This is a genomic window from Pseudomonas sp., assembly GCF_050739775.1.
GTDB lineage: Bacteria > Pseudomonadota > Gammaproteobacteria > Pseudomonadales > Pseudomonadaceae > Aquipseudomonas.
In genome coordinates this window covers 216,497-242,648 of sequence record NZ_JBOICA010000001.1, presented here as the reverse complement: position 1 = coordinate 242,648, position 26,152 = coordinate 216,497, and the positions used below count along the sequence as shown (strand labels likewise).

General features: G+C 61.3%; 23 protein-coding genes. 11 read left to right on the top strand and 12 right to left on the bottom strand.

What is annotated here, in order from left to right:
• Positions 1 to 9 precede the first annotated feature (9 nt).
• A complete protein-coding gene (gene mfd, locus ACRESH_RS01310) occupies positions 10 to 3,459 on the bottom strand; it encodes a transcription-repair coupling factor (RefSeq protein WP_431740227.1) in 3,450 nt (1,149 codons plus the stop codon).
• A gap of 170 nt (positions 3,460 to 3,629) precedes the next feature.
• On the opposite strand from mfd, the gene ACRESH_RS01305 reads away from it, so the two are divergent.
• From ACRESH_RS01305 to sthA, 3 genes are all read left to right on the top strand, one after another.
• Positions 3,630 to 5,093: a glyceraldehyde-3-phosphate dehydrogenase gene (locus ACRESH_RS01305; RefSeq protein WP_431740226.1), complete on the top strand. Its 1,464-nt coding sequence runs from the start codon at positions 3,630 to 3,632 to the stop codon at positions 5,091 to 5,093.
• Between the two features lie 72 nt (positions 5,094 to 5,165).
• Positions 5,166 to 6,161, top strand: coding sequence for an FAD:protein FMN transferase (locus ACRESH_RS01300; RefSeq protein WP_431740225.1), 996 nt, complete (start codon positions 5,166 to 5,168; stop codon positions 6,159 to 6,161).
• 268 nt (positions 6,162 to 6,429) lie between these two features.
• Positions 6,430 to 7,824 (top strand): Si-specific NAD(P)(+) transhydrogenase, encoded by a 1,395-nt coding sequence (sthA, locus tag ACRESH_RS01295; protein WP_197875899.1) that lies wholly within the window; start codon positions 6,430 to 6,432, stop codon positions 7,822 to 7,824.
• Positions 7,825 to 7,866: 42 nt separating this feature from the next.
• Here sthA and ACRESH_RS01290 read toward each other — a convergent pair whose 3' ends face one another.
• Both ACRESH_RS01290 and ACRESH_RS01285 read right to left on the bottom strand, forming a co-directional pair.
• Entirely contained in the window at positions 7,867 to 8,589 is a 723-nt protein-coding gene (locus ACRESH_RS01290) for a glycerophosphodiester phosphodiesterase (protein ID WP_431740224.1), read from the bottom strand.
• A 27-nt stretch (positions 8,590 to 8,616) separates the two neighbouring features.
• Entirely contained in the window at positions 8,617 to 9,204 is a 588-nt protein-coding gene (locus tag ACRESH_RS01285; RefSeq protein WP_431740223.1) for a PilZ domain-containing protein, read from the bottom strand.
• Between the two features lie 94 nt (positions 9,205 to 9,298).
• Between ACRESH_RS01285 and ACRESH_RS01280 the strand changes: the two genes are divergently transcribed.
• From ACRESH_RS01280 to ACRESH_RS01270, 3 genes are all read left to right on the top strand, one after another.
• The gene (locus ACRESH_RS01280) at positions 9,299 to 10,549 is read left to right on the top strand and encodes a lipoprotein-releasing ABC transporter permease subunit (protein WP_431740222.1); all 1,251 of its coding nucleotides are present in this window, start codon (positions 9,299 to 9,301) and stop codon (positions 10,547 to 10,549) included.
• A gap of 7 nt (positions 10,550 to 10,556) precedes the next feature.
• Positions 10,557 to 11,240 (top strand): lipoprotein-releasing ABC transporter ATP-binding protein LolD, encoded by a 684-nt coding sequence (gene lolD / locus ACRESH_RS01275; protein ID WP_431740221.1) that lies wholly within the window; start codon positions 10,557 to 10,559, stop codon positions 11,238 to 11,240.
• A gap of 72 nt (positions 11,241 to 11,312) precedes the next feature.
• Complete coding sequence (locus tag ACRESH_RS01270; RefSeq protein ID WP_431740220.1) at positions 11,313 to 12,557, top strand: lipoprotein-releasing ABC transporter permease subunit; 1,245 nt, start codon at positions 11,313 to 11,315, stop codon at positions 12,555 to 12,557.
• A gap of 39 nt (positions 12,558 to 12,596) precedes the next feature.
• Here the strand turns inward: ACRESH_RS01270 and ACRESH_RS01265 are convergent, their stop codons facing one another.
• The gene (locus ACRESH_RS01265) at positions 12,597 to 13,955 is read right to left on the bottom strand and encodes a heavy metal sensor histidine kinase (protein ID WP_431740275.1); all 1,359 of its coding nucleotides are present in this window, start codon (positions 13,953 to 13,955) and stop codon (positions 12,597 to 12,599) included.
• Complete coding sequence (locus ACRESH_RS01260; RefSeq protein WP_431740219.1) at positions 13,952 to 14,632, bottom strand: heavy metal response regulator transcription factor; 681 nt, start codon at positions 14,630 to 14,632, stop codon at positions 13,952 to 13,954. Before ACRESH_RS01260 ends, ACRESH_RS01265 begins: the two co-directional genes overlap by 4 nt.
• A gap of 157 nt (positions 14,633 to 14,789) precedes the next feature.
• Here ACRESH_RS01260 and ACRESH_RS01255 point away from each other — a divergent pair, with 157 nt between their 5' ends.
• Positions 14,790 to 15,284: a cupredoxin domain-containing protein gene (locus ACRESH_RS01255; protein WP_431740218.1), complete on the top strand. Its 495-nt coding sequence runs from the start codon at positions 14,790 to 14,792 to the stop codon at positions 15,282 to 15,284.
• A 68-nt stretch (positions 15,285 to 15,352) separates the two neighbouring features.
• Complete coding sequence (gene queF, locus ACRESH_RS01250) at positions 15,353 to 16,183, top strand: NADPH-dependent 7-cyano-7-deazaguanine reductase QueF (RefSeq protein WP_431740217.1); 831 nt, start codon at positions 15,353 to 15,355, stop codon at positions 16,181 to 16,183.
• Between the two features lie 76 nt (positions 16,184 to 16,259).
• Here queF and ACRESH_RS01245 read toward each other — a convergent pair whose 3' ends face one another.
• Together ACRESH_RS01245 and ACRESH_RS01240 are read right to left on the bottom strand one after the other, a co-directional pair.
• On the bottom strand, positions 16,260 to 16,523 hold the full coding sequence (locus ACRESH_RS01245; protein WP_431740216.1) for a DUF4404 family protein: 264 nt from the start codon (positions 16,521 to 16,523) through the stop codon (positions 16,260 to 16,262).
• A 123-nt stretch (positions 16,524 to 16,646) separates the two neighbouring features.
• Complete coding sequence (locus tag ACRESH_RS01240) at positions 16,647 to 17,213, bottom strand: phosphonoacetaldehyde phosphonohydrolase-related protein (protein ID WP_431740215.1); 567 nt, start codon at positions 17,211 to 17,213, stop codon at positions 16,647 to 16,649.
• Positions 17,214 to 17,408: 195 nt separating this feature from the next.
• Here ACRESH_RS01240 and ACRESH_RS01235 point away from each other — a divergent pair, with 195 nt between their 5' ends.
• From ACRESH_RS01235 to rssC, 3 genes are all read left to right on the top strand, one after another.
• Positions 17,409 to 18,116, top strand: coding sequence for an MlaA family lipoprotein (locus tag ACRESH_RS01235; protein WP_431740214.1), 708 nt, complete (start codon positions 17,409 to 17,411; stop codon positions 18,114 to 18,116).
• Positions 18,117 to 18,510: 394 nt separating this feature from the next.
• Entirely contained in the window at positions 18,511 to 19,695 is a 1,185-nt protein-coding gene (gene rssB, locus ACRESH_RS01230; RefSeq protein ID WP_431740274.1) for a two-component system response regulator RssB, read from the top strand.
• On the top strand, positions 19,692 to 20,174 hold the full coding sequence (gene rssC / locus ACRESH_RS01225; RefSeq protein ID WP_431740213.1) for an anti-sigma factor antagonist RssC: 483 nt from the start codon (positions 19,692 to 19,694) through the stop codon (positions 20,172 to 20,174). Before rssB ends, rssC begins: the two co-directional genes overlap by 4 nt.
• 39 nt (positions 20,175 to 20,213) lie before the next feature.
• Here rssC and ACRESH_RS01220 read toward each other — a convergent pair whose 3' ends face one another.
• The 5 genes from ACRESH_RS01220 to ACRESH_RS01200 all read right to left on the bottom strand — a co-directional run bounded on the left by ACRESH_RS01220 (position 20,214) and on the right by ACRESH_RS01200 (position 25,958).
• Positions 20,214 to 22,118, bottom strand: a complete 1,905-nt coding sequence (locus ACRESH_RS01220; protein ID WP_431740212.1) for an alkaline phosphatase D family protein — start codon at positions 22,116 to 22,118, stop codon at positions 20,214 to 20,216.
• A gap of 154 nt (positions 22,119 to 22,272) precedes the next feature.
• Positions 22,273 to 23,199 (bottom strand): transaldolase, encoded by a 927-nt coding sequence (tal, locus tag ACRESH_RS01215; protein ID WP_431740211.1) that lies wholly within the window; start codon positions 23,197 to 23,199, stop codon positions 22,273 to 22,275.
• Between the two features lie 124 nt (positions 23,200 to 23,323).
• Positions 23,324 to 24,334 carry a tRNA dihydrouridine(20/20a) synthase DusA gene (dusA, locus tag ACRESH_RS01210; RefSeq protein WP_431740210.1) on the bottom strand — a complete coding sequence of 337 codons (1,011 nt, stop codon included), beginning with the start codon at positions 24,332 to 24,334 and terminating at the stop codon, positions 23,324 to 23,326.
• A gap of 60 nt (positions 24,335 to 24,394) precedes the next feature.
• Positions 24,395 to 25,036, bottom strand: a complete 642-nt coding sequence (locus ACRESH_RS01205) for an alpha/beta fold hydrolase (RefSeq protein WP_431740209.1) — start codon at positions 25,034 to 25,036, stop codon at positions 24,395 to 24,397.
• Positions 25,037 to 25,172: 136 nt separating this feature from the next.
• Positions 25,173 to 25,958 carry a sulfite exporter TauE/SafE family protein gene (locus tag ACRESH_RS01200; protein ID WP_431740208.1) on the bottom strand — a complete coding sequence of 262 codons (786 nt, stop codon included), beginning with the start codon at positions 25,956 to 25,958 and terminating at the stop codon, positions 25,173 to 25,175.
• Between the last annotated feature and the right edge of the window lie 194 nt (positions 25,959 to 26,152).

The following is a 26,152-nucleotide window of genomic DNA, read 5'->3' as shown; positions in this document are numbered from 1 at the left end:
GATCTTCCTTCACACAGATTGTGGGGTCAGGCGCTCAAACAGCGCCTCGAGGTTGTTGAAGCGTTCTTCCGGGTGCTCCATCGGCACCATGAACTTGAACTGGGTTGCACCTTCGAACTTGTAGCGCTTGGGCTGGCCCTGGATCAGCTTGATCAGCGCCAGCGGATCGACCGGCGTCTCGGTCTCGAACTCGATCTTGCCGCCGTTGGGGCCGGCATCGACTTTCTTGATACCGAGCTTTTCCGCCTGCAGCTTGAGCAAGGTCAGGCGCACCAGGTTTTTGGTTGGCTCTGGCAGTAGACCAAAGCGGTCAATCATCTCAACCTGCAGGTCCTTGAGGCCGTCTTCGTCCACCGCCGAGGCGATGCGTTTGTACAGGATCAGTCGTGCGTGCACATCCGGCAGGTAGTCTTCGGGGATCAGCGCTGGCAGGCGCAGGTTGATCTCCGGGCCACCGCCCAGCGGCTGGTCGAGGTTCGGCTGGCTGCCCTTGCGGATGGCCTTGACCGCACGCTCGAGCATTTCCATGTACAGGGTGAAACCGACCGCCTGGATTTGCCCGCTCTGGCCCTCGCCGAGCAGTTCGCCGGCGCCACGGATCTCCAGGTCGTTGGTGGCCAGGACGAATCCGGCGCCCAGGTCCTGGGTGTTGGCGATGGCCTCCAGGCGCTTCTCGGCGTCCGGGGTGATCTGTTGGCGCGGCGGCGTGAGCAGGTAGGCGTAGGCCTGGTGGTGGCTACGTCCGACCCGGCCGCGCAGTTGGTGCAGTTGGGCCAGGCCGAACTTGTCGGCGCGCTCGATGATGATGGTGTTGGCGCTGGGTACGTCGATACCGGTCTCGATGATGGTCGAGGCGATCAATACGTTGAAGCGCTTGTGGTAGAAGTCGCTCATCACCTGTTCGAGTTCGCGCTCGCGCATCTGTCCGTGGCCGATAGCAATGCGGGCTTCGGGCACCAGTTCGGCGAGGTCGGCGGCGCATTTCTCGATGCTCTTCACATCGTTGTGCAGGTAATAGACCTGGCCGCCGCGCAGCAGCTCACGCAGCAGCGCTTCCTTGACCGTGCTCTTGTTCTGCTCCATGACGAAGGTGCGCACCGACAGTCGGCGCGCGGGCGGTGTGGCAATGATCGACAGGTCGCGCATGCCGGCCACGGCCATGTTCAGGGTGCGCGGGATTGGCGTGGCAGTCAGGGTAAGGATATCCACCTCGCTGCGCAGGGCCTTGAGCTGTTCTTTCTGGCGCACGCCAAAACGGTGTTCTTCGTCGATGATCACCAGGCCCAGGTCCTTGATCTTGACGTCGTCCTGCAGCAGCTTGTGGGTGCCGATGACGATGTCGATCTTGCCTTCGGCCAGGTCGGCGACGGCGGCAGCGACTTCCTTGGGCGACTTGAAGCGGCTCATCACTTCCACGCTCACCGGCCAGTCGGCAAAGCGGTCGCGGAAGCTGTTGTAGTGCTGCTGAGCGAGCAGGGTGGTCGGTACCAGGATGGCGACCTGGCGACCGCCGTGCACGGCGATGAAGGCGGCACGCATGGCCACTTCGGTCTTGCCGAAACCGACGTCGCCGCAGACCAGGCGGTCCATCGGCTTGGCTGCCAGCATGTCATCGCGCACCGCCTCGATGGCGCTTTGCTGGTCCGGGGTCTCCTCGAAAGGGAAGCCGGCGCTGAAGGTGGCATAGTCGGCCGAGGGGTCGGCGAAGGCATAGCCTTTGCGCGCGGCGCGGCGGGCATAGATGTCCAGCAGTTCGGCCGCCACATCGCGAACTTGCTCGGCCGCCTTGCGCTTGGCCTTCTGCCAGGCCTCCGAGCCAAGGCGGTGCAGCGGCGCCAGGGCGTCATCGCTGCCGGTATAGCGGGCGATCAGGTGCAAGTTGGCCACCGGCACGTAGAGCTTGGCGCCCTCGGCATATTCCAGGGTGAGGAATTCGGCGGCCTGGTTGTCGATTTCCAGGGTCGCCAGGCCCAGGTAGCGGCCCACGCCGTGGTCGATATGCACCACCGGCGCGCCTTCGCGCAGCTCGGCGAGGTTCTTGATTACCGCATCGTTATTGGCGTCGCTGCGTTTGTCCCGGCGTCGACGCTGCATTACCCGCTGGCCGAACAGCGGGCTCTCGGCGACCAGGGCGATGGCCGGGTCGTCCAGCAGCAGGCCCTCGTCCAATGGCGCGATGGTGATTGCCAGGCGCTCTTTGCCCGCGACGAAAGCGCTCCAGCTGTCGACGGTTTGCGGGCGTAGCTTCAAGCGCTCGAGCAGTTCCAGCAATACTTCACGACGGCCAGCAGATTCGGCGGTGAACAGCACACGGCCGGGGAACTGCTCGAGAAAGCCTGACAGCGCCGCCAGCGGCTGGTTGGCTTTGGCTTCGATGGCCAGGTTCGGTAGCGCCTGGGCTGGGAAGCGCTCGCGACCGACACCGCTGTCGACGTCACCCTGGCTGACGACCACGCGTGGCCAGCTCTTGAGGCGGGCAAAGCAGTCTTCCACCGGCATGAACAGTTCGGCCGGTGGCAGCAGGGGCCGCGACGGATCGATGCGCCGCTCCTCATAGCGGTTGCGCACATCGCTCCAGAAGTGCTCGGCGGCCTGCTCGACGCCTGGCAGGGAAAACACCTGGGTGTCCTGAGGCAGGTAGTCGAACAGGGTCGAGGTGTCTTCGAAGAACAGCGGCAGGTAGTACTCGATACCGGCTGGAGTAATGCCGCTGGACAGGTCCTGGAAGATCGGGCAGCGGCGGAAATCGACATCGAAGCGCTCGCGAAAGCGCGCCTTGAAACGGGTCACCGCATCCTTTTGCAGCGGGAACTCGCGGGCTGGCAGCAGGCGTACCGAGTCGACCTTGTCGATCGAGCGCTGGGTCTCCGGGTCGAAGGTGCGCAGGGTCTCGATTTCGTCATCGAACAGATCGATCCGGTACGGCAGCTTGCTGCCCATCGGGAACAGATCGATCAGCGCGCCGCGCACGGCGAATTCGCCATGCTCATACACTGTATCGACACAGCGGTAGCCGCTGGCCTCCAGGCGCGTGCGCATCTGCTCGACGTCGAGCTTCTGGCCGATGTCCAGCACCAGGCTGCTGCCCAGCAGGAAGCGGGTCGGCGCCAGGCGGTGCAGGGCGGTGGTGATCGGCACCACGAGAATGCCGTGATCAAGCTCCGGCAGCCGATACAGGCTGGAGATCCGCTGGGAGATAATGTCCTGGTGCGGCGAGAACAGGTCGTAGGGCAGGGTTTCCCAGTCGGGGAAAGGCAGCACCGGCAGCTCGGGCGCGAAAAAGCGCAGCTCCTGCTCAAGCCGGTCAGCGCTCTGGCTGTCGGCGGTCAGTAACAGGGTGAAGCGCTTGGCGGCGCTGGCAGCCTCGGCAATGGCCAGGCTCAGGGCGGCGCCCGGCAGGTTGCCCCAGGTTTGTTTGCCGGCAGTGGCCGGCAGGTGCGGTAGACGCAGAACAGGCACGGGAGGTCAAGCTCCAAGCGTTGCGACAAAGACGCCAATTGTACCGGCCACAGCCCCGTGCTGTCAGGTTTGCGCAGGCTAAAATATATGTAGTGACTGAGCGGCGACAGGCGCTCATTGCTCGATGGGCTGCGGGGCGTCATAATGTAGCCCCTTTTTTCTGTCCCTACATGTGGAAGGTTCCCGTGACTCAGAAGCCCGACCAGTGTCTTGGTGAGTGGATTGATCGTGAAGCACTTGCAGAAGCGATGATCCCGCTTATCGGTCAGCTCTACCGCAATAACAATGTGGTGAGTTCGATCTATGGCCGCAGCCTGATCAACCGTTCGGTGATCTCGATCCTCAAAGCGCACCGCTTTGCTCGTCATCGCCAAACCGACGAAACCGAACTCTCCGTCCACGAGACATTCCCGCTGCTCAAGGCCATGAGCGAGCTGAAACTGGGCGCCGCTTCGGTCGACCTGGGCAAGCTGGCCAACAAATTCAAGCAAGAAGGCAACGGCCGCAGCGCCGAGCAGTTCGTGCGTGAAGAAATGGCTGACGTGGTTGGTCAGCAGAACGCTTCGGCGCGCAAAGGCACCGACGTTGTGCTGTACGGCTTCGGTCGTATCGGCCGTCTGCTGGCGCGCATCCTGATCGAAAAAACCGGTGGTGGTGACGGCCTGCGTCTGCGCGCCATCGTCGTGCGCAAAGGCGCCGAGAACGATCTGGTCAAGCGTGCCAGCCTGCTGCGTCGTGACTCGGTTCACGGCCCGTTCGATGGCACCATCACCATCGACGAAGAGCACAACACCATCACTGCCAACGGCAACCTGATCCAGGTTATCTACGCCAAGAGCCCGAGCGAAGTCGACTACACCCAGTACGGCATCGAAAACGCGCTGATCGTCGATAACACCGGTGTATGGCGTGACGCCGACGGCCTGGGCCAGCACCTGGCCTGCCCGGGCGCTGCCCGCGTGATCCTCACCGCACCTGGCAAGGGCGCGCTGAAGAACATCGTGCACGGTATCAACCACGGTGATATCACTGCTGACGACAAGATCATCTCGGCAGCTTCTTGCACCACCAACGCCATCGTGCCGGTGCTCAAGGCTGTCAATGACAAGTACGGCATCGTCAACGGCCACGTCGAAACCGTTCACTCGTTCACCAACGACCAGAACCTGATCGACAACTTCCACAAGGGCAGCCGTCGCGGCCGCGCCGCGCCGCTGAACATGGTCATCACCGAAACCGGTGCTGCCACCGCAGCCGCCAAGGCGCTGCCAGTGCTCAAGGGCAAGCTGACCGGTAACGCGATTCGCGTTCCAACGCCGAACGTGTCGATGGCCATCCTCAATCTGAACCTGGAAAAGGCCACCAGCCGCGAAGAAATCAACGAGTACCTGCGCCAGATGGCCATGCACTCGGATCTGCACAAGCAGATCGATTACGTCAGCTCCCAGGAAGTGGTGTCCACCGACTTCGTTGGCTCGCGCCACGCCGGTGTGGTCGACGCTGAAGCCACCATCTGCAACGATAACCGTGTTGTCCTGTACGTCTGGTACGACAACGAGTTCGGTTACAGCTGCCAGGTTGTGCGCGTGATGGAAGACATGGCCGGCGTTAATCCGCCAGCTTTCCCACGCTAAGCTTGGCTTGGTTGTGAAAGACGGGAACCTCAGGGTTCCCGTTTTTTTTGCCTGAATTTTCCAGGAGGACGAATGCGCAACGCGTTGCTGGTGAGTGTGCTGGTGAGCCTGATCGGCTGTGGGCAGAGCGAAACGCTTGAGCGTATCAGTGGCCCGACCATGGGCAGCAGTTACACCGTGCAGTATGTGCGCACGCAGCAGGGACCGGCCCCGGAGCAGATCAAGCGTGAGGTGGAGGGTATCCTCGAGGGCGTCGACAAGCGCTTCTCCACCTATCGCAACGACTCGCTGGTCGAGACTTTCAATCGCTTGCCCGCCAACAGCTGTCAACACATGCCCGCTGACGTGCTGGAGCTGGTGCGCGTCGGCGAGCAGCTGTCGCGGCAAAGCGAAGGCGCGTTTGACCTGACTGTGGAGCCATTGCTCAACCTGTGGGGCTTCGGCCCGCAGTCGCGCAGGGAAAAAGTACCTGACGCACAGGCACTGGCCAGCGTGCGCCAACGCGTCGGGCATGGGCATTTGCGCATAGTGGGCGAGCAGCTGTGCAAGGACGCGCCGGTGGAAGTGGGCTTCAACAGCATCGCCGCAGGGCATACGGTGGATCTGCTGGTTGAACGGCTAAAAGCCCTGGGTGTCGCGGATTTGCTGGTCGAAGTCACGGGTGAGCTCAAGGCATTGGGGCGAAAACCTGATGGCAGCAGCTGGAAGGTGGCCCTGGAGTTGCCCCGCGACGATCGCCAGATTGCCCAGCAAGTGGTGGCCGTGGATGGTTTTGGCGTTTCTACCTCCGGTGACTATCGCAATTATTTCGAGGAGAATGGCCAGCGCTATTCGCACACCTTCGATGCGCGCCTGGGGCGGCCAGTGAAACACGATCTGGCGGCGGTGACGGTGTTTGCTCGCTCGACGCTGATGGCCGATGGTTACTCGACCCTGCTGTTGATCCTTGGGCCGCAACAAGGCTGGGAGTTTGCCCTCAGGCACGAGATTGCCGCGGTGTTTGTGACCCGGGTTGCTGACGGTTTCGTCTCCCGGAGCACGCCGGCGTTCGAGAGTGTGATGCAGTAGGAGCGGATTTATCCGCGAAGGGGCGCGGAGCGGCCCCGGATCGTGAATCGGGGCGACGTTGTCGCCCTTCGCGGATGAATCCGCTCCCACAGGTTTGCATAAATAACATGTAGTGCAGAGAAAAATAGCCTACGACGCGACCAAGGGTTAATGTGCGCGGCGTTCAAGCTTGATTAGACTGCACCCGAATTTTTTCATGGCGCCGCTGGCGACATGATCTAGCCCCGATCGCCGGCGTGGCGAGCGGGCCTGTTCTGAAGGAGTACGCATGGCTGTCTACAACTACGACGTAGTGGTGCTGGGTTCCGGTCCAGCAGGAGAAGGGGCGGCAATGAATGCTGCCAAAGCAGGACGCAAGGTGGCGATGGTCGATAGCCGTCGCCAGGTCGGCGGCAACTGCACCCACCTGGGCACCATCCCGTCCAAGGCCCTGCGTCACTCGGTGCGCCAGATCATGCAGTTCAACACCAACCCGATGTTCCGGGCCATTGGTGAGCCGCGCTGGTTCTCGTTCCCTGATGTGCTCAAAAGCGCCGAGAAGGTGATCTCCAAGCAGGTTGCCTCGCGCACCGGCTACTACGCGCGCAACCGGGTCGACGTGTTCTTTGGCACCGGCAGCTTCGCCGACGAGCAGACCATTGAAGTGGTCTGCGCCAATGGCGTGGTCGAGAAACTGGTGGCCAAGCACATCATCATCGCCACCGGTTCGCGTCCGTACCGTCCGGCCGATATCGATTTCCATCACCCACGCATCTACGATAGCGACACTATCCTCAGCCTGGGTCACACCCCGCGCAAACTGATCGTTTACGGCGCCGGTGTCATCGGTTGCGAATACGCCTCGATCTTCAGCGGCCTGGGTGTGCTGGTGGAACTGGTGGACAACCGTGGTCAGTTGCTGAGCTTCCTCGACTCGGAAATCTCCCAGGCGCTGAGCTACCACTTCAGCAACAACAACATCACAGTTCGTCACAACGAAGAGTATGAACGGGTCGAGGGCCTGGACAACGGTGTGATCCTGCACCTGAAGTCGGGCAAGAAGATCAAGGCCGACGCCTTGCTCTGGTGCAACGGCCGTACCGGCAACACCGACAAGCTGGGTCTGGAAAACATCGGCATCAAGGTCAACAGCCGTGGCCAGATCGAAGTCGACGAGAACTACCGCACCCACGTGCCGAACATCTACGGTGCCGGTGACGTGATCGGCTGGCCGAGCCTGGCCAGTGCTGCGCACGACCAGGGGCGCTCGGCGGCTGGCAGCATTGTCGACAACGGCAGCTGGCGCTTCGTCAACGACGTGCCGACCGGTATTTACACCATTCCGGAGATCAGCTCGATCGGCAAGAACGAGCAGGAACTGACCCAGGCCAAGGTGCCTTACGAAGTCGGCAAAGCCTTCTTCAAAGGCATGGCGCGGGCGCAGATCGCCGGTGAGCCGCAAGGCATGCTGAAGATCCTGTTCCACCGTGAGACCCTGGAAATCCTCGGTGTGCATTGCTTCGGCTATCAAGCGTCGGAGATTGTCCACATCGGTCAGGCGATCATGGACCAGCCGGGTGAGCGCAATACCCTGAAGTACTTCGTCAACACCACCTTCAACTACCCGACCATGGCCGAAGCCTATCGGGTAGCGGCCTACGACGGCCTCAACCGGCTTTTTTGAGCGGCTCCGGCCGGTGGCCTGAGCCGGCCGGGGAGACCGATTTCAGCGATTCTCGAGGGTGGCGCTGGCCAAACCGGGAAAGTCTGTAATCAGGCTGTCTACGCCGAAGTCGGCGAGCCTGCGCATCAGCGCCGGCTCGTTGACTGTCCACACCGACACGTGCAAACCCTGGCGCTGGGCCTTGATCAGACGCTCAGGGGTGCATAGTGTCCAGTTCAACGCCAGCAAGTTGCAGTCATAGTTCTGGGCGACCTTCAACGGGTCGAGCCAGGCGTACTCGGCTACCAGTCCCCGCGAAATATCCGGCGTCAGCTCAAGCGCCGCACCCAGCACTTCCCGTGAACTGGAGGTGATGGTGACCCTGTCGAGCAGGCCGAACTGCTGGGCCATCTCGCGAATGGCCAGCACCGTGGTGACGGCGCGGGTACGCGAGGCGCTCTTGACCTCCAGTTGCCAGTGATCGAAGTCGCACTTTTCGAACAGCTCTTCAAGCCGTGGAATGGGGCTCGGCGATACCCAGCCCGGTCCCCCCTTGCGTGCATCGTAGGTTACCAGGTCAGCCGCCCTGTGTTCGGCCACCTTGCCACGTCGGCCGGTAGTGCGTTTGAGCGTTGGGTCGTGGATCACCATCAGCTCGTTATCGGCCGACAGGTGCAGGTCCAGTTCGCAGCGACGCACGCCGTGTTTGAGGCACTGCTGGAAGCTGGTCAGGGTGTTCTCGGGGGCTTCGCCCTTGGCGCCGCGGTGGCCGTAAATCTGGGTCACGTTTGTTCCTTCAAGAATAGGTGAGACTCAAGAAGCGCTCGGGGTGTTCTGTTCCAGCGTCTGGCGTCGTTGTTGCGCCTGTCGTTGCAGGATGTAGCGAGCCAGCAACTGGCGCTGGGCGTCGGTTATGTCGACGAATTCAGTGCCGATCTCGTACAGGCCGTCGGCCTGGTGGTCGCAGTGGGTGACCCTGGCGCGCAGCAGCAGGCCCAGGGCCTGAGGCATCAATACCATCTTCACCGCAACCCGGCTGTCAGGGGCAATGGGCTGGGCCTGGTTGAACTTTATACCGCCTTCGGACAGCACCACAGTTCGTGGTGCGCTGAGCTGTCCCAGCAGGGTTTGTGCAACCACGGCGCTGAGCAGGTCGATACGTTTGTTCTGGGCCTTGAGAAAGGCGGCCAGGGTGCGATCCTTGTCGCTGAGCTGACGCAGCAGGTGCTGGGACTCGAATTCGCTCAGGTGCAGTTCGCTGAGCAGGTTGAAAAGCGGTGAATCATCTTGCAACAAGTCTGGGCCAAGGGCTTCGGCAGCGCTCAGCGGGCTAATTTCCAGTGCGATCCGATCCTCGATACGGTAGTATTCGCGGCGATCTTCTTCATCTAATGTCGACATGGCGAACCCATGGTAGCGGCGGTGGTCTGAGTGTAAAGCTGCTATTCAAGCCCCGCCACAAGGACGTTCCTCTTTCATCCGAACAAGCCCCGACATGTTCAGACCTCTCTTCGTATTCATCGGTACGCGTTACACCCGTGCCAAGCGTCGCAACCACTTCGTCTCGTTCATTTCGCTGACCTCGATGATCGGCCTCGCCCTGGGCGTGGTGGTGATGATCGTGGTGTTGTCAGTCATGAACGGATTCGATCACGAGATGCGCACCCGGGTGTTGGGCATGGTGCCCCATGCCACGCTGGAAACCGGCCAGCCGATCAATGACTGGCCCGCCCTTGCCAAGCAAGTAAAGCAGAACCCCCAGGTTGTTGCGGTGGCGCCCTTCACCCAGATGCAGGGTCTGTTGACCCATGCGGGCAAGGTGCAGAAGGTGCTGCTCAACGGCATCGACCCGGCCCAGGAACGGCAGGTCTCGATCATCGACAACTTCATCCGTGAAGGTAAGCTCGACGCCCTGGCGCCGGGCGAGTTCGGCATCATGATCGGTGACAAGGCGGCGGCCAAGCTGGGTGTGGGCATCGGCGACAAGCTGACCTTCGTCGCCCCGGAAGTCACCGTGACCCCGGCCGGCATGTTCCCGCGCATGAAGCGCTTTACCGTGGTCGGCATCTTCCACGTCGGCGCCGGAGAAATCGACGGCTACCTGGGCCTGACCAACGTCGCCGACCTGTCGCGCCTGCACCGCTGGAAAGCCGATCAGGTCCAGGGCCTGCGCCTTAAGTTCGACGACCTGTTCCAGGCGCCGCGCACGGCCTGGGATATCGCCCAAAAGTTGGGTGACCGGGAGTTCTACGCCCGTGACTGGACCCGTACCCATGGCAACCTGTACCAGGCGATCCGCATGGAGAAGGCCATGATCGGTCTGCTGTTGCTGCTGATCGTGGCGGTAGCGGCGTTCAACATCATTTCCACCCTGGTGATGGTGGTCAACGACAAGAAGGGCGATATCGCCATCTTGCGGACCCTGGGTTCAACCCCGGGGCAGATCATGGCCATCTTCATGGTCCAGGGCACGGTGATCGGCGTGGTTGGCACCCTGATCGGCGGCGTGGTCGGTATCGCCGCCGCGCTGAATGTCAGCGCGGCCATTGCCGGGCTCGAGACCCTGATCGGACACAAGTTCCTCAATGCTGACGTCTACTTCATCGACTACCTGCCGTCCCAGGTCATGGCTGAGGATGTGTGGATGGTCTGCGGTGCGGCATTGGTCCTGAGTTTCCTCGCCACCCTGTATCCGGCTTGGCGTGCGGCACGCACCCAGCCTGCGGAGGCGCTACGTTATGAGTGAGTTGGGCATGAGTGATAAAGCAGTGCTGAGTTGCCGCAACCTGGGCAAGTCCTACGAGGAAGGCCCAGAGTCGGTGCAGGTGTTGTCCGGCTTGCAGCTGGAGTTGCATCCCGGTGAGCGGGTGGCCATCGTCGGCAGTTCGGGCTCGGGCAAAAGTACCTTGCTCAACCTGTTGGGCGGTCTCGATACCCCAACCGAGGGTAGCGTCTGGCTGGCCGGTGAAGAACTGTCGGCGCTCGGCGAGCGTGCCCGTGGTCTGCTGCGCAACCGCGCGTTGGGCTTCGTTTACCAGTTCCACCATCTGTTGCCAGAGTTCACCGCCCTGGAAAACGTGTGCATGCCGTTGCTGATCGGCCGTACTGCGATCCCGGACGCGCGTGAACGCGCTGGGGCGCTGCTCAAGCGCGTTGGCCTGGCTCATCGCCTGAGTCACAAGCCGGCCGAGCTGTCCGGTGGCGAGCGCCAGCGGGTGGCGATTGCCCGCGCCTTGGTCAATCGCCCGGGGCTGGTGATGCTCGACGAGCCGACCGGCAACCTCGACCATCACACTGCCCAAGGCATTCAGGATCTGATGCGGGAGCTGAGCAGCGCGTCGCAGACTGCCTTCCTGGTGGTCACCCATGACCTCAACCTGGCGCGGCAGATGGACCGTGTTCTGCGCCTGGAAGACGGGCACCTGGTAGCGATCTGACCTGGCCGTGCAGCGTGCCCGCAGGCTTTGGCGGGCACCTTGTTCCTTTTCTTTACCTGGGTGCTTCCGTTCATGTTCAGACCCTTGTCTATTTTCATCGGCGCGCGCTACACCCGCGCCAAGCGCCGCAACCATTTCATCTCGTTCATTTCCATGACCTCGATGATCGGCCTGTCCCTGGGCGTGCTGGCGATGATCGTGGTGTTGTCGGTGATGAACGGTTTCCAGCGCGAAATGAGCGTGCGGATTCTCGGCATGGTGCCTCATGCCAGTATTTTGGGTGTGCAGCCGCTGGATGACTGGCGTCCTGTGGCCGAAGCTGCATTGGAAGACCCGCAAGTGATTGCTGCCGCGCCGCTGACCGAGATGGAGGGCATGCTGTCCTACAAGGGGGCGATGCAGCCGATCCAGGTCAGCGGCATCGATCCGGCGCAGGAGGGCAAGGTCTCGATCGTTGGTCAGCACATTGTCCAAGGCAGTCTGCAGGCACTGGAGCCGGGCGAATATGGCGTGGTGATCGGCGAAATCAGCGCCCGGCGTTTTCGCTTGAACGTCGGTGACAAGCTGACCCTGATCGTGCCGGAAGTGAGCAGCGCCCCAGGCGGTATCACACCGCGCATGCAGCGCCTGAACGTGGTCGGGGTGTTCAAGGTGGGGGCCGAGCTGGATGGCTCCATGGCCTACATCCATATGGCCGATGCTGCGCAGATGCAGCGCTGGCAGCCGGACCAGGTGCAGGGCGTGCGTCTCAAGCTCAAGGACCTGTACAGCGCGCCGCAAGTGTCCAAGGCCATTGCCGCAGGCCTGGGCGAGCGCTACCGCGCCGATGACTGGTCACACACCCAGGGCAGCCTGTTCAGTGCCATGAAGATGGAAAAGACCATGATCGGCCTGTTGCTGCTGATGATCATTGCCGTGGCGGCGTTCAACATCATTGCCACGCTGATCATGGTGGTCAATGACAAGGGCGCGGACATCGCCATCCTGCGCACCATTGGCGCGACCCCGGCGCAGATCATGGGCACCTTCATGGTTCAGGGCACGTTGATCGGGATTGTCGGTACCTTGATCGGCGGCGTGCTTGGGGTGATTGCTGCGCTCAATGTCAGTCAGATTGTCGGCTGGCTGGAGCGGGTCAGCGGGCAACACATCTTCACCTCCGATGTGTACTTCATCAGCAGCCTGCCGTCGGAGCTGCAATGGGGGGATGTGGCGCTGATCTGCAGTGCCGGCCTGGTGATGAGCTTCCTGGCGACCTTGTACCCGGCGTATCGGGCTTCGCAAGTTGAGCCGGCGTACGCCTTGCGCTACGAGTAATGGTTTGCAGCCTATCGCCGGCATTGCCGGCGATAGGGGCTATACAGCTGGCAGGTCAATCACAAACCGCGTCCATCCCGCCGCCGACTCGGCACGAATACTTCCGCCATGGGCCTGGACAATCGAGCGAGTAATCGCCAGGCCCAACCCCGCATGCTCGCTACTGCCTTCACGACGCGCCGGGTCGGCCCGATAAAAACGGTCGAACAGTCGCGGTAGCAACGGCGGATCTATGGGGTTGCCCGTATTGGCCACCTGCAGGCGCACCTGGTCGTCCCGCACCTCGATACTTACCCGAATCTCCCCCTGTGCGGGGGTAAAGCGCAAGGCATTGTCCAGCAAATTGGACAGGGCCCGGCGCAGCATGTGCCGGTCGCCTTCCAGGCTGGCCTGGCCATCCCGATGTAAAGTTACCCCGGCCTCTTCGGCCAACGGCATGTAGTACTCGAGCAAGGCATCGGCTTCCTCTTCCAGGGCAAGCCTCTGGCGGCTAGGCATCAACAGGCCGTGATCGGCCTTGGCCAGGTAGAGCATGTCGTTGACCAGTTGCGCCATCCACTGCAGTTCTTCAAGGTTGCTGTGCAAGGCTTCGCGGTATTCGTCCAGGCCGCGTGGGCGGGTGAGGGTGACCTGGGTGTGGGTCAGCAGGTTTGACAGTGGCGTGCGCAGTTCATGGGCGATGTCGGCGGAGAAGGCCGACAAACGCTGGAAGGCGTCATCCAGGCGCTCCAGCATGGCATTGACGGTCTGCGCCAGTTCGGCCAGCTCCACTGGCATCTGGCTCTCGGGCAGGCGTGTGGTCAACGAGCGCGCCGATACCTTTGACGCCACTTCACCCATCTGTCGCAACGGACGCAGGCCGCTACGCGCAGCCCAGGCACCCAACAGGGCAGTGGCCAGGGCCGAAAGGCCGACGGTCAGCCAGATCAGTTGCTGCATGCGCTGGAGAAAGTGCTGGTGGTGAGTGATGTCGAGAAACAGCGTCAGTTGTGCCGACTGCGGGTCGCCATTGTCCAGATTGACGCACAGGCTGCGGTAGTCGCTACTGGTGCTACGCAAGGTGCTGAGCCCGGGCACCTGAGGCGAGTCGGGCAGGTTGGCCTGGCTGTCGAACCATACCCGGCCATCACTGCCGCGTACGCGTACAGCGAGGTCGGTCTGATGGCTCAATTCGCTTTGCAGGGCAGGCAGGCGTGGGGCAAGGCTGGCCGGGTCGTGGACGCCGTCGAGCATCTGGCGCAACACTGACAGGCGACTTTCGAGCAGTTGCTGGTCCAGCTCGATGAAATGGTGCTGGCTGGCGCGGCTGAACAGCACACCCGCCGTCAACGACACCGCCGCGGTGCAAGCGGCGAACAGCAATGCCAGGCGGCTGCCCAGGGACAATCGGCGCATCAGGCAAGCCGCTCTTCAAGCACGTAGCCCATGCCGCGCACGGTATGGATCAGCTTGTGCTCGTGGTGGTCATCGATTTTCAGTCGCAGACGGCGGATCGCCACTTCGATGACGTTGGTGTCGCTGTCGAAGTTCATGTCCCAGACCTGGGAGGCAATCAGTGACTTGGGCAGCACTTCGCCCTGACGCCGCAGCAGCAGTTCGAGCAGGGCAAACTCCTTGGCGGTGAGGTCGATGCGCTGACCGCTGCGCTCGACCCGGCGACGGATCAGGTCCAGACGCAGGTCGCCAAGACCCAGGCTGGTTTCCTGGGGCGGGCTGCTGCCCCGGCGCAGCAGGCTGCGCACCCGAGCCAGCAGCTCGGAGAAGGCAAACGGCTTGACCAGGTAATCATCGGCGCCCAGCTCCAGGCCATGCACGCGGTCTTCCACGGCATCGCGGGCGGTGAGGAACAGCACGGGAACCTCACTACCTGATGCGCGCACGGCCTGGAGAATCTGCCAGCCATCGCGGCCGGGCAGCATCACATCGAGGATCAGCAGGTCGTGGTCGCCAGTTAGGGCCAGGTGCTGGCCAGTATTGCCGTCAGTGGCCAGCTCTGTGGCAAAACCTGCTTCACTGAGACCTTGGCACAGGTAGTGGCCGGTCTTGCTCTGGTCTTCGACGATCAACAGTTTCATCGGGTGGCTCTTGGAGATGGGTTGCCGGGTGGTTATACCGCGCCGGGCGTTGCGGGTGGCCAAGCTGACAAAGTTGTAATCTTTTTGTCAGGTAGCTGCCAGCGCCGATTTTCTACAGTGAAGCCTGATTCGTCGCAACCCTGGAAGTGGGCCTGACATGAAACACCTTTTATTTGCTGGCGTCTTGGCGTTGTTCAGTTTGCCGGCACTGGCGTCTCCAGCACATTCGTTTGCTTTTGGCGCGCCTGCACCTGCTGCCAAGGCAGATCGCAGCGTGGAAATCGTCATGGGCGATATGTATTACGAGCCGCGCAGCCTGCAGGTCAAGGCCGGGGAAACGGTACGCTTTGTGCTGATCAACAAGGGCGCGGTGGCGCATGAGCTCAGCCTCGGTGACGCGGTCATGCATGCCAAACACCAAAAGGAAATGATCGCCATGCAGGGGCAGATGGACCATGCGGCCATGGGGCACGGTGGCATGCAGCATGGTGGCAGCATGAAGCATGACGATCCCAATACAGTGATGGTCGATCCCGGCAAGCGTGGCGAGTTGACGTGGACCTTCAGCCAGGCCACTCCCATCGAGTTCGCCTGCAACGTGCCGGGCCACTATCAGGCCGGCATGGTCGGCAAGCTGACTATCGGCCAATAACAGGCGATTACCCAATGTATGGCACAAACCCGATAAACTAGGCGTATTTCGTCCTTCAGGTTTGAGCCATGCATCCCGCCGCCGAACATTCCCCGCTGGGCAAGTCCAGCGAATACATCGCCACTTACACACCATCGCTACTGTTCCCGATCCCCCGAGCGGCCAAATGGTCCGAGCTGGGCGTCAGCGCCCAGACCCTGCCTTGGCAAGGTGTGGATTTCTGGAACTGCTTCGAGTTGTCCTGGCTGCTGCCGTCGGGCAAGCCGGTAGTGGCCATTGGCGAGTTCGCCATTCCCGCCGACTCGCCAAACATTATCGAGTCCAAGTCGTTCAAGCTCTACCTGAACTCCCTGAACCAGACCGTGTTCGAAACACCAGCAGCGTTGCAGGCGTGCCTGGCAAAAGACCTCTCGGCTGCAGCCGGCAAACCCGTGGCGGTGCAGGTCCGCAGCCTGGCCGAAGTCGAAGGGCAGGGTGTGGTTGCCTTGCCGGGCCTGTGCATTGACGCGTTGGACGTCAGCATCAGCAACTACGAGCAACCGCAACCGGAGTTGCTGCGTTGTGACAGCAGCCGCATCGTCGAAGAAACCCTGCACAGCCATCTGCTCAAATCCAATTGCCCGGTCACCGGCCAGCCGGACTGGGGCAGCGTCACCGTGCATTACCGTGGAGCGGCGCTGGATCATGCCAGCTTGTTGACCTACCTGATCAGCTTCCGTCAGCACGCCGATTTCCATGAGCAGTGCGTGGAGCGCATCTACCTGGACCTCAAGCGCCTGCTCAATCCTGAGTTTTTGACGGTTTATGCCCGTTACGTGCGTCGCGGTGGGCTGGACATCAACCCGTACCGCAGCACCGAAACCGTGACACTGCCAAACCTGCGTCTGGTTCGTCAGTAGCTGTAAATTATCGCGGGGCAAACCCGCTCCCACAGCTCAACTTCCTGTGGGAGCGGGCTTGCCCCGCGATGGGTATTCAGATACCCATGCTTTGCAGGCTTTGAACGATATTGCGCAAAGTGGCGGTCAGGCCTGGGTGCTCGACTTCGAAACGCTCCACCGCCAGGTTGATGCCGTCGACCAGATTGTTGTCTGGTGTCACGGCCTCCAGTTTGATCTCGGCCTCGATCTTCTGCATCAATTCCTGCAGGTGTTCGCGCTCTTCCAGCGAGAGCGGCGGATTTTGCTCCAGTTGCTCGCGCAGGGCGTTGATTTGCTCTTGCAGTTCGCGGGCAGGCATGGGTGATCTCCCTCTATGAATAGGCGCAGTCATGGACCCGGTAGTGGCCGAAAGGTCCATGCCTTGCCTACTAGAGTAATCCACTGGGCGATGCTTTGCATGACCCGGATCAACAGCCCTGTGTCAGGGTCTTTCGCCCTTGAGGCGGCGCTGGGCGATGTCGGCCAGGCAGTCTCCCAGTGCTTCGAGGTGGTCAATCACCGAATGCACGCCCAGGGCGAACAGTTGCAGGGTCGCCTTGCCGCGCTTGCGTTCCTGCTCCTGGGGGCTGAGCGCCTGCCAGTGCTGGCTATCGGTACCGCAGAGCGAGCCGCTGGTGGCAAGGCCGATGGTCCAAAGACCGGCATTGAGGCCCGATTGCAGCAGGCGCGGCTCGCCACTGACCAGTACACAGCCATCCAGAGTGTGGGTCTTGAGGGTCATTAACGCCTGCCAGCAGGCGTCCGGCGCTGGCCAAGGGTTCGGGGTGTGATACTGAGCCTTGATCCAGGCAGGCAATAGCCTGGCCAGGTGCTCGGCGTCGGCGCTGGTCAGCTCGTCAACCCAGGCACAGGGCACCTGCTGCTGACTCAGCCAGTCAAGGGTCTGCAGTGCGCCGGGGGTGGGTTGCGGCTTCGGGTTGATGCCCGCTTCGACGAGGCAGCCGCGTAGGCCGAATAGCAGAGCGGTAATGGCGGGGGAGTCTGGCATGGCAACGTCCCTGAAATAGCCTGCAGGCTACGCGCGATGTATTACACCTGAGTTACGACGCCGCAACACAGTTGTTCACAAAATCCTGACCTCGTTTATGTCAGGCTGTTTATCAGTGGAAGACCCTTTATACTTGTTTCCTTTTAAGCGTAGGACGCGCAACGTCCGGCGCAGTGACTGTCGAGGAGTAACTCTATGCGTAGGACCGGTACAGGTGTGATTGAGCGGATGACCCGGGCCTGTGTCTGTGCCAGCCTGCTGCTGGCGCCGATGGGCGCAGCCCAGGCGGCGACCGAGGAAGATCCGTGGGAGCGCATCAACCGGCCGATCTTCACCTTCAACGATACCGTCGACACCTACGCGCTCAAGCCGCTGGCCAAGGGTTACCAGGCGGTCACCCCGCAGTTCCTCGAAGATGGCATCCATAACATGTTCCGCAACCTGGGTGACGTGACCAACCTGGCCAACAACGTTCTGCAGCTCAAACCCCATGCGGCGGGTGTCGATACTGCGCGCTTGATCGTCAACACCACGTTCGGTCTGGCCGGCTTCTTCGATGTCGGCACTCAGATGGGCCTGCAGCGTAACGATGAAGATTTCGGCCAGACCCTGGGTTACTGGGGCGTAGGCAGTGGTCCTTACGTGATGCTGCCGTTGCTTGGCCCAAGCACGGTGCGTGACGCCATCGGCAAGTACCCGGACACCTACACCGAACCCTACCGCTACATCGATCACGTGCCAACCCGCAACACCGCGTTTGCCGTGGATGTCGTCGATACCCGCGCCAGCTTGCTGTCGGCGGAAAAGCTGATCAGCGGTGACAAGTACGTGTTCATTCGCAACGCTTACCTGCAGAACCGCGAGTTCAAGGTCAAGGATGGCGAAGTCAAAGACGACTTTTAATCCTTGCTTGACCTTTGCTTGCAATAAATCGGAATCCGATGCCTGCTCTGGCATCGGATTTTTATGCGTCTCGCTTAGGCGTTGGCGCTGGCCCTCAGCGCGCAAAACTGAACCGATCATGGCGTTGGCCAATATGCTCTCTGGTAACTGAAAGTGAGCGCCTAATAACTCTTGGTGATTTAGCCTGCAAAGAGCAGCCGCGAGCATCGGCGTACCCTTGAAACCCCCGGCGGATGGGAGTACCGTCTGCGCCTTAGAGGGCACCTCTGCTAGTTGCCGGACAGCCTGACTTGTCCTACAACTTTTATAAGAGTGGCTAGAAGCGAATCCAGTACGTGTGCTCATGCCTTGTCGAGCCACCTACGCCAACCTAATTCTGGCGCCGTTTGCCCACATGCAGAAAACCAGTGCAACGCTGCTGATAATCGATGACGACGACGTCGTACGTGCGAGTCTTGCCGCCTACCTTGAAGACAGTGGTTTCAGTGTCCTGCAAGCGAGCAATGGCCAGCAGGGCCTGCAGGTCTTCGAACAGGAACAGCCTGATCTAGTGATCTGCGATCTGCGCATGCCGCAAATGGGCGGCCTGGAGCTGATTCGCCAGGTAACCGAGCTCGCGCCTGAGTTGCCGGTGATCGTGGTCTCCGGTGCCGGGGTGATGAACGATGCGGTGGAAGCGTTGCGCCTGGGCGCTGCCGATTACCTGATCAAGCCCCTGGAAGACCTCGCGGTGCTGGAACACTCGGTACGCCGTGCGCTGGACCGGGCTCGCCTGGTGCTGGAAAACCAGCGTTACCGGGAAAAGCTCGAAACCGCCAACCGCGAACTGGAGGCCAGCCTGCACCTGTTGCAGGAAGACCAGACGGCCGGACGCCAGGTGCAGATGAACATGCTGCCGGAAAGCCCCTGGGTGGCCGACGAGCTGTCGTTCGAGCACCAGATCATTCCATCGTTGTACTTGTCGGGCGACTTTGCCGACTATTTCCGGGTCGACGAGCGACGCATCGCCTTCTACCTGGCAGACGTTTCCGGTCACGGCGCTTCTTCGGCGTTCGTCACTGTATTGCTGAAGTTCATGACCACCCGGCTGTTGTTCGAATTCAAGCGCAATTCCAGATTGCGCGACTTCAGGCCTTCGGAAGTGCTCGGGCACATCAACCGCGGCCTGATCAACTGCAAGCTGGGCAAGCATGTGACCATGGTCGGCGGCGTGATCGATGAAGACACGGGCCTGATGACCTACAGCATCGGCGGCCATCTGCCATTGCCGGTGCTCTATACCCCGGGCCAGAGCCGCTACCTGGAAGGGCGCGGGTTGCCGGTCGGACTGTTTGAAGAGGCGACCTACCAGGATCATGTTCTGGAGTTGCCACCGCAGTTCAGCCTGACATTGCTCTCTGATGGCATTTTGGACCTTTTGCCCGGGGGAACACTCAAAGATAAAGAGGCCGCCTTGCCTGAAATCGTCAAGGCCGCGGGGGGTAGCCTGGATGGGCTGCGCCAACGATTCGGATTGGCTACGCTTGGGGAGATGCCGGATGATATCGCCCTATTGGTGTTGAGCAGGAACCTTCAATGAGTACGGGAAGAATCCAGTTCGCCGAACAGAACGGCACCTTCGTTCTGAAGTTTGTCGGCGAAGTGCGCCTGACCTTGTGTTCGGCGCTGGATGCGACTATCGAAAAGATCTTCACAGCGCTGAATTTCTCGGCGATCGTCATCGATCTTACTGAAACCGAAAGCATCGACAGCACCACCCTGGGCTTGCTGGCCAAGCTCTCGATCCTGTCGCGGCAGAAGGTCGGGCTGCTGCCGACCGTGGTGACCATCAACCCGGACATCTCGCGGTTGTTGCAGTCCATGGGCTTCGATCAGGTGTTCAACATTGTTGATCGGAAGATTCCGTGCCCCGAGCGCCTGACTGATTTGCCGTCCCAGGATCAGAGCGAAGACGTGGTGCGCTCCAAAGTGCTTGAAGCGCACAAGATCCTCATGGGCCTGAACGACTCCAACCGCGAAGCCTTCCACGACTTGGTCAACGCCCTCGAGCGTACCTGACCTGGCTCACAGGCGCCGTTAGGCGCCTGTATTGCCTGACTAATCCGTTGCCCTGGGTGGGAACTCGGTCGGCGCCGTACCGTTGGCGTTGAGCTGGAAGATCCGCTGAGGCTGCCCCTGCTCATTGAAAAACACCTGGCCCAGGCCTGCGCTGTTCCACAGCCGCTCGCCAGCCTTGCTGTGGCTGGGCGTGCGCGGAATCACCTGCATCTGGCGGCGCTTGGTGAACCAGTTGAGCGGTGAGCGTGGAGAGTAGAGCCAACGGTTGAGGCGGTCGAAGGTGTCCAGCAAGCGCTTGGGGAACTGGTTCTTGATGCCGCTGCTGGTGATTTGCCACAGGTGTGGGCTGCGCTGTCGATGACGGATCAGCACTTCGTAGACGAAGGAATAGTGCACGTCGCCGGACAGAATCACGTAATGACCCGGCGTGCGCGAGTGACGGAAGATGTTCAGGATCACCTGCGCCGCGCCCCGATGGGCCATCCAGTTTTCAGCGTCGACCAGCAGTGGATAGCCCAGCCAGCTGAACACCCGTTGCACCGTTTCTATCAGCTTGACACCGAATATCGGCGCTGGGGACACGATGATTGCCGAGGGGTGGTCGAGCAGGGCCTGTTGCAGCTCACTCAAGGCTTCCCAGTCGAGTAGCCCTGAAGGCTTGTTGAAGTTGCTTTCGCTGCGCCAGCGGCGAGTGCGGGTGTCGAGTACCAGCAGCGGTGGATTGCTCGGCAGTACGAACTGCCAGCCTTGAAAGCGCAGCACTTCATCGATCAGCGCGTCCTGCAGTGGGGTGTCCAGGCTCTGATCACTCAGGGCGCTGTGGCTCAGTGCCTGGCATTTTTGCACCAGCTCGCGACAGGTATCGGGATCATTGCCCCAGCCTTGGCACAGCAGGTAAGCAAGCAGCGCGTTGCCAATGATGCGCTTGGAAAAGGGATGCCCATAGGCAGTTTCTTCCCACTGTGCTGACAGGTTCCAGTCATCAGTGATGTCGTGATCGTCGAAGATCATCAGGCTAGGCACATGGGCCAGCACCCGTGCTACACCGCCCAGACCGCTGACAAATGCGCGGATCAGCTGTTGTTCCTGCTGGTAGCGCGCCTGGCGCTGTACCGTGAGCCCAGGTGGCATTTGCGGCTCGATCAGGGTCCAGGGCACGGGCGACCAGACCAGCAGGTACATGGCCATGACCTCGGCAAAGGTCACCAGGTGATTATCGGCATTGCTGCTGGTGAAGATCGGCTTGCGTGCGCCGCCGAAGAAGCGCTCACGCAGGGTTTCATTGCTTTCCAGTGCCGGTAACAGGTCGGCCCGGTGGTAGTAGCTGGCAGGGTGCCGATAGAGCGCGGTGCTGTTATCGACTACCGCACCTTGCAGGTGCTCGCCAAACAGCCCGAGGCGTTCAATCAGTGTATGTATCGCACGGAGCATGGGTCCGGCGACATCGTCGGCGTAGACCTGATCGCCGCTCATCATCAGCAGGACCGGGCGCGACTTGGGTTCGGTACATTCCATCAGCAGCCGGTCAGCACAAAGCAGGCCATCGTCGGCGGGGTGGTGGGGTTTGCGGCAGGAGCCGTGGAGCAGTTGCTCAAGGCGCGAATGCAGGACGAAGCTGGGCTGCCGGGTGCCGTCGTAGAGCAGGTGTGGCGCCCATTGGGCAATGCCCTGGGCACCGTCGGCGGTCTGCAGGATCAGGTCATAGTCGATCTGCACATCGCAGGGCAGCGCATTGTCGAGGTGAATGTCGATCAGGTGTACGAATGCCTGGCGGCCGATGGCAATGACCTGGCAATCGATGTCGGGCGTGATGCCCGGGCAGCTCAGCGACAAGGTCGGTTGCAGCGCTTGCGAGCCGACCAGCCAGAACACCATCCGCGAGGGTTCGAGGCGGCGCAGTAGGGGACCGGCCAATACTGCGGGCAATGCGGAAGGTTCAGGCATCAACATCTCTGGAAGCACAGTCAAAAGCATCGCGGGTCAAGCCCGCTCCTACATGCAGGGTAGGAGCGGGCTTGACCCGCGGTGAGGCCCTCAAGGCCGTAAAAAAGCAAGGATACTCAGCATTCCTCGCCGTAGTGGCAAATGCCGTTTTGTATCAAGCCTTTGCCGCCAACAGCGCCTCAAGCTTTTCCTGATCCCGGGCAAACTGGCGAATACCCTCGGCCAGCTTCTCGGTAGCCATGGCATCTTCATTGGACGCCCAGCGGAATTGGGCTTCGCTCAGCTGCTGACGGGCTTCACCTTGGTTGCCCGGCTTGAGAATACGTGGCAGCTCGCCCTGATCATCGCTCAGCTGCTGCAGCAGTTCGGGACTGATGGTCAAGCGGTCGCAGCCAGCCAGTTGTTCGATCTGGCCGATATTGCGGAAGCTCGCTCCCATGACCACGGTGTTGTAACCGTTGGTCTTGTAGTAGTCGTAGATTCGCGTGACCGATTGCACACCCGGGTCTTCGGCACCGACGTATTCCTTGCCGGTGGACTTCTTGTACCAGTCGTAGATACGGCCCACAAACGGCGAAATCAGGAACACTCCGGCATCGGCACAGGCCTGGGCCTGAGCGAAAGAGAACAGCAGGGTCAGGTTGGTCTGGATGCCTTCTTTCTCCAGCACTTCGGCGGCACGGATACCTTCCCAGGTCGAGGCGAGTTTGATCAGCACCCGATCGCGACCGATACCGGCTTGCTCATAGAGCGCGATCAACTGCCGGGCCTTGGCCAACAGGGCAGGCTGGTCGAAGGACAGGCGGGCGTCGACCTCGGTGGATATACGCCCCGGAATCACCTTGAGAATGCCGGCACCCACCGCCACGGCAAAGGCGTCACAGGCAAGGCCGACATCACCTTTGCTGTGTTCGACCGATTGCTTGAGCAGCTCGGCATAACCGGGCATGGCTGCGGCCTTGAGCAGCAGGGAAGGGTTGGTGGTGGCATCGACTGGTTTCAGGCGGCTGATGGCATCGATATCACCTGTGTCGGCAACCACAGTGGTGAACTGCTTGAGTTGTTCCAGCTTGGAGGTCATGGGCGTGCTCTGTCCTGTGCAATGGATCGACATTACCCGAGCGCTGCCAACCGCTCAAGGGCTGGTTGGCAGGCGGGGCGAAGGGATAAGCCTTCGAGTGTCCAGGTGCGCACAGGTTCCGGAGCTAGCGCCCCTGCAACAGTTCGCCGGCCTGGTCGAGCAGGGCCAGTGGATCCGTGCTCTTGTGGATGTCCACCGAGAGCAGCTGCCGGAACTTGCGCGCCCCCGGGAAGCCCTGGCCGAGGCCGAGGATATGACGGGTCACATGGTGCATCGCGCCGCCGGCAGCCAGGTGTGCGGCGATATACGGACGCAACTTGGCCAGGGCTTCACTGCGGCTGATCACCGGTGCCTGGCTGCCGAACAACTGCTGGTCGACTTCGGCCAACACATAGGGATTGTGGTACGCCTCGCGGCCCAGCATCACCCCGTCGAAGGTCTGCAGGTGTTCCTGGCACTCGGCCAGGGTCTTGATACCACCGTTGAGGACAATCTCCAGCTCTGGAAAGTCAGCCTTCAGTTGCGCGGCCACGTCGTAACGCAGCGGCGGAATCTCGCGGTTCTCCTTCGGTGACAAACCTTCCAGGATCGCAATGCGTGCGTGCACGGTAAAACTGCGGCAGCCGGCATCACGTACCTGGCCGACGAAATCGCACAGCTCGGCATAGCTGTCGCGGCCATTGATGCCGATACGGTGCTTGACCGTCACCGGAATCTGCACGGCGTCCTGCATCGCCTTGACACAATCGCCGACCAGCGCCGGATGGCCCATCAGGCAGGCGCCGATCATATTGTTCTGCACCCGGTCGCTCGGGCAACCGACGTTGAGGTTGACCTCATCGTAGCCGGCGTCTTGTGCCAGTTTGGCACAAGCGGCGAGGTCCGCCGGCACGCTGCCGCCCAGCTGCAACGCCAGGGGATGCTCGGCCTCGTCATGGCGCAGGAAGCGCTCGGCATCACCGTGCAGCAGGGCGCCGGTAGTGACCATTTCGGTGTAGAGCAGGGTGTTGCTGGAGAGCAGGCGCAGGAAGAAGCGGCAATGACGGTCCGTCCAATCCATCATCGGCGCAACGCTGAAGCGGCGGGAGGGTTCAGGGCATGGATTTACGGATGTTGATGCAGTAGTGGCTAGCATTGGTGCTCGGGATCTGTCGCATTAAGCCGACATTCTATCAAACTGCGAGGCATCCGCCTGTCAGTTGCTTTGCTGGCGGTCGTGAAACCGCGAGCCAAGCAAATGACGATCAATCAAGCCGGCCACCTCGCGCGCATGGCTAAAACCCAAGTCATGGCCTGCTCCTGGCAAAACATGCAGCGTTGCGCAGGGCAACAGACGGGCAAGGTGTTCACCGACCTCGACCGGACTGATTGGATCATTGTCCCCCCAAAGCAACAGCACCGGCATCTGCAGCTCGGCCAGGCGGTCGCTGAGGTCGCTGTGATCATCGATGAACCAGCGCGGTAAGCTCGGATACTCAGCAGTGAACTCCGGACGCCAGTCCTGTGCGCCAAAGGCGGGCATGTTGACCCCGCCAGAGGTGGCGCTCAGCACCAGGTGCGTTATTTGCTCAGGCCTTTGCAGTGCGGCGCACACCGCAACGATCCCGCCCATCGATTGCGCGATCAGCGCAGTCGGCTGGTCGATGTCGGGCAGCAGACGGGTTACCAGGTCGTCCATGCTTTGTACGCTTGGATCCGCCGGTGTACGGCCGAAGCCGGGCCAGCCGATATGCAGCTGTGTTGCCGGGTAGACAAGGCATTGTGCTGCCGGGTGCCAGAACTCGGTGTTGCCGGAGGCGCCGGGAAGGAAGATCAGTCTGGAGGGTAGGGTAGACACCAGGACCTCTGTGCACACGCGGTTGCAAGGGCGGCAGGATGCCGAAAGCCGCTGCAAGTATACATTGCCCAGGATGGGTATTTTCGAGTACGCATCCTGGGCCTGAGCCGATAGTTGAGTGCTTGGCTGCTGCTCTTCAGAACGCCAGCTTGTAACCGATCATCAGCAGCATGCCGGCCAGGCACGGGCGCAGGACGCTGTCGGAAATGCGTCCGGTCAGATGGCTACCCAGGTAGATGCCCGGCAGCGAGCCCAGCAGCAGGTAACCGAGCAGCGACCAGTCCATGTTGCCCATGCTGGCGTGGCCCAGGCCTGCGACCAGGGTCAGGGGCACTGCGTGAGCGATCTCGGTGCCGACCAGGCGGCGGGTGACCAGGTAGGGGTAGAGCAGGAACAGGGCCACAGTACCCAGGGCGCCCGCGCCGATGGAGGTCAGCGAGACCATGACACCGAGTAAGACGCCGGTGACCACAGTCAGCAGATTGAGGCTGGTGCCGCTCAAGTGATAGCGGTCGCCAGCATGTTTGCTGGCGAAGGCTTGCAGTTTGCTTTTGAACAGGATGGCCAGGGCGGTGAGTACCAGGACTACAGCCAGGCCTTGTTTGATCACGGTGTTGGCGGCCTGGGTGTCGGTGTCCAGGGTGCTGAGGAACCACAGGGTTACAGCAGCGGCCGGGACGCTGCCCAAGGTCAGCCAACCGGTGATTTTCCAGTCGATGTTTTTGTTCTTGCTGTGGACCCAGACGCCGCTGGCTTTGGTAATGGCGGCATACAACAGGTCAGTGCCCACCGCGGTGGCCGGGCTGATGCCGAACCAGAGCAGGATCGGTGTCATCAGTGAACCGCCGCCGACGCCGGTCATGCCGACGATGAAACCTACCACGAGGCCTGCAATGCTGAAGCCGAAGGAACCTACATCCATAATCTACCTAATCGCCCATCGTGCCCGTGATCGGATGGCAGCCAGCATAAAGGTTTTTTTATAGCCAAATAGACTAGTTCGTTATTAGGTTATAACTTGATGTAGTGGAGATCGGGGGCTTTGCGATTCAGGGGGTATCCGTTTGCAGCAACAGACGCCTGGCGAGGGCACTGTCAGCCCCCGCCGGCGCGCTT

What these genes read in the sequence shown, in the direction of transcription:
- ACRESH_RS01240 (WP_431740215.1), bottom strand. Translation starts at nt 17,213, where the DNA reads ATGCCAGACTCCCCCGCCATTACCGCTCTGCTATTCGGCCTACGCGGC.
- ACRESH_RS01305 (WP_431740226.1), top strand. Translation starts at nt 3,630, where the DNA reads ATGTGGAAGGTTCCCGTGACTCAGAAGCCCGACCAGTGTCTTGGTGAG.
- ACRESH_RS01285 (WP_431740223.1), bottom strand. Translation starts at nt 9,204, where the DNA reads ATGTCGACATTAGATGAAGAAGATCGCCGCGAATACTACCGTATCGAG.
- ACRESH_RS01300 (WP_431740225.1), top strand. Translation starts at nt 5,166, where the DNA reads ATGCGCAACGCGTTGCTGGTGAGTGTGCTGGTGAGCCTGATCGGCTGT.
- queF (WP_431740217.1), top strand. Translation starts at nt 15,353, where the DNA reads ATGCATCCCGCCGCCGAACATTCCCCGCTGGGCAAGTCCAGCGAATAC.
- ACRESH_RS01220 (WP_431740212.1), bottom strand. Translation starts at nt 22,118, where the DNA reads ATGCCTGAACCTTCCGCATTGCCCGCAGTATTGGCCGGTCCCCTACTG.
- sthA (WP_197875899.1), top strand. Translation starts at nt 6,430, where the DNA reads ATGGCTGTCTACAACTACGACGTAGTGGTGCTGGGTTCCGGTCCAGCA.
- lolD (WP_431740221.1), top strand. Translation starts at nt 10,557, where the DNA reads ATGAGTGATAAAGCAGTGCTGAGTTGCCGCAACCTGGGCAAGTCCTAC.
- rssB (WP_431740274.1), top strand. Translation starts at nt 18,511, where the DNA reads ATGCAGAAAACCAGTGCAACGCTGCTGATAATCGATGACGACGACGTC.
- tal (WP_431740211.1), bottom strand. Translation starts at nt 23,199, where the DNA reads ATGACCTCCAAGCTGGAACAACTCAAGCAGTTCACCACTGTGGTTGCC.
- rssC (WP_431740213.1), top strand. Translation starts at nt 19,692, where the DNA reads ATGAGTACGGGAAGAATCCAGTTCGCCGAACAGAACGGCACCTTCGTT.
- ACRESH_RS01245 (WP_431740216.1), bottom strand. Translation starts at nt 16,523, where the DNA reads ATGCCTGCCCGCGAACTGCAAGAGCAAATCAACGCCCTGCGCGAGCAA.
- ACRESH_RS01270 (WP_431740220.1), top strand. Translation starts at nt 11,313, where the DNA reads ATGTTCAGACCCTTGTCTATTTTCATCGGCGCGCGCTACACCCGCGCC.
- ACRESH_RS01235 (WP_431740214.1), top strand. Translation starts at nt 17,409, where the DNA reads ATGCGTAGGACCGGTACAGGTGTGATTGAGCGGATGACCCGGGCCTGT.
- ACRESH_RS01280 (WP_431740222.1), top strand. Translation starts at nt 9,299, where the DNA reads ATGTTCAGACCTCTCTTCGTATTCATCGGTACGCGTTACACCCGTGCC.
- ACRESH_RS01255 (WP_431740218.1), top strand. Translation starts at nt 14,790, where the DNA reads ATGAAACACCTTTTATTTGCTGGCGTCTTGGCGTTGTTCAGTTTGCCG.
- ACRESH_RS01200 (WP_431740208.1), bottom strand. Translation starts at nt 25,958, where the DNA reads ATGGATGTAGGTTCCTTCGGCTTCAGCATTGCAGGCCTCGTGGTAGGT.
- ACRESH_RS01260 (WP_431740219.1), bottom strand. Translation starts at nt 14,632, where the DNA reads ATGAAACTGTTGATCGTCGAAGACCAGAGCAAGACCGGCCACTACCTG.
- dusA (WP_431740210.1), bottom strand. Translation starts at nt 24,334, where the DNA reads ATGCTAGCCACTACTGCATCAACATCCGTAAATCCATGCCCTGAACCC.